General features: G+C 54.9%; 4 protein-coding genes. 2 read left to right on the forward strand and 2 right to left on the reverse strand.

All coding sequences use genetic code 11. The features are described from left to right. Window positions 1–98: 98 nt before the first annotated feature. Window positions 99–401: a hypothetical protein gene (locus MVO87_RS03040; RefSeq protein ID WP_297552128.1), complete on the forward strand. Its 303-nt coding sequence runs from the start codon at window positions 99–101 to the stop codon at window positions 399–401. 7 nt (window positions 402–408) lie between these two features. On the opposite strand, the gene MVO87_RS03045 is transcribed toward MVO87_RS03040, so the two are convergent. Together MVO87_RS03045 and MVO87_RS03050 are read right to left on the reverse strand one after the other, a co-directional pair. Further along, a complete protein-coding gene (locus tag MVO87_RS03045) occupies window positions 409–723 on the reverse strand; it encodes a hypothetical protein (protein WP_297552130.1) in 315 nt (104 codons plus the stop codon). Further along, window positions 720–986: a hypothetical protein gene (locus MVO87_RS03050; RefSeq protein WP_297552131.1), complete on the reverse strand. Its 267-nt coding sequence runs from the start codon at window positions 984–986 to the stop codon at window positions 720–722. The genes MVO87_RS03045 and MVO87_RS03050 overlap by 4 nt, the downstream gene beginning before the upstream one ends. A gap of 167 nt (window positions 987–1,153) precedes the next feature. Here MVO87_RS03050 and MVO87_RS03055 point away from each other — a divergent pair. Then, window positions 1,154–1,436 (forward strand): hypothetical protein (locus tag MVO87_RS03055; RefSeq protein ID WP_297552133.1); only part of this gene is annotated, 283 nt, incomplete at its 3' end.

Below are 1,436 nucleotides of genomic sequence, written 5' to 3' on the forward strand. Positions count from 1 at the left end.
ACCGCTCCCCGATGTTCGTAGTTAGGCGCTCGAAGTATAAACCATTTTCGCCGGAGCCACCGAGAAACCTATATAATATTGTACAACGTATCCCCTAAGTGGTGATTAGCGTGCCGTCCCACCGCTATCACAAAGCCCTTAACCGGCTCGTGCTTGGAGACGACTACGAGCTTGTGAACCTCGTCAAGGACGCGCCCTACCGGCTCTTTCCCGGCAAAAAGCACCGGCAGTACTTCCACGACCGGGCTACGAACTTCTGGCTCGGCATTCTCCTTGGGCCGAAGGCATTCCTGGCCGGCGAGCTCCACGATTGGCTGGACAGAGAGTTCATCGAGGACAGAGAAACGGGCCAGCTCGTCCCGCGGGAAAAGTGGCGGAAAAAGCGAAAAAGAAGGCGCTGAATCACCTTCACCTTCTAACTTTTATCCTCCTTATGTCCACGTCCCACCCCTTTTTGAGGAAGTAGCCCGCCAGGGTGCCTGCGATGTCCTCGGCGCAGGTGATGTTTTTGTACTTTGATATTATGTCTTCTACTTCTCCGACACTCATTAAGTAGTAGTCATAGGTGCCCTTCGACTCGGATTCGGTGGTCGCCCAGTCGTCAGCCCCAACCCAGTACAAACCAAGGGCTTTCTCCGCACGGGGGGACAACCTCATAGGGGTGTAAATCTCTAAAAACTTGTCCCCGTTCCACAGCTCCACGAGGTAAATTTCGGCTTTCACGGTCCATCACCTCCTTTCTTTTCCTTTTTCCGGGGCCGGATGATGGCCACGCGCCCCGGCAGGAGGAAAACCTCCAGCTCCTCGCCCGGCTCGTAGAAGCCAAACGGGATAAATACTGCGATGCCTCTGTCGTTGAACTTCGACGCCTTCCGGATGAGCCTCACGCCCTCTTTGTCCTTGATTTTGACCTGCCGGGCGAGCTTCGGCTTCGGTCCTTTCACGATTACCTTGTCCGAGTAAACTTCAACCTCCGTCATTCTCACCACCTCGATGATGTTTTGTTTAAACGAGTATATAAGCGTTCGCCAGGGCACCACCGGGGACGGGTCGGAGCGATTACCACTGCCCGACGTGCCATTGCAAAAAAGTTGTAAAAACGGCAGGTTTTTAAGGTCTAAACTGCTAATATATTTTGAAGAACGCAAAGGTGGTGGTGAAGGTGGCGGTTGAAAAAGTGACGAACGCCCTTGTGGATGCCTACCAGCTTCTCGACCTCTCCGAGCGCCTCATCGAGGAGCTCGAAAGCGCCCCACTCTCCGAGCTCCCGCGCCTGCTCAGCTTTCTGAAGAAGAACGTCCGCGACGCCAGGAAGCTCATCAACGACGCCGAGGCCGAGCTCGACAAGACGGTCAGGGAGCTCGACGAGGCGGAGGTGAAAGACCTGCTCGTTGATATTGAGGTCGAAGAAACCAGGCGCTACGAGGCGCTCGCGA

It is taken from the genome of Thermococcus sp., from assembly GCF_027063845.1.
Classification (GTDB): domain Archaea; phylum Methanobacteriota_B; class Thermococci; order Thermococcales; family Thermococcaceae; genus Thermococcus.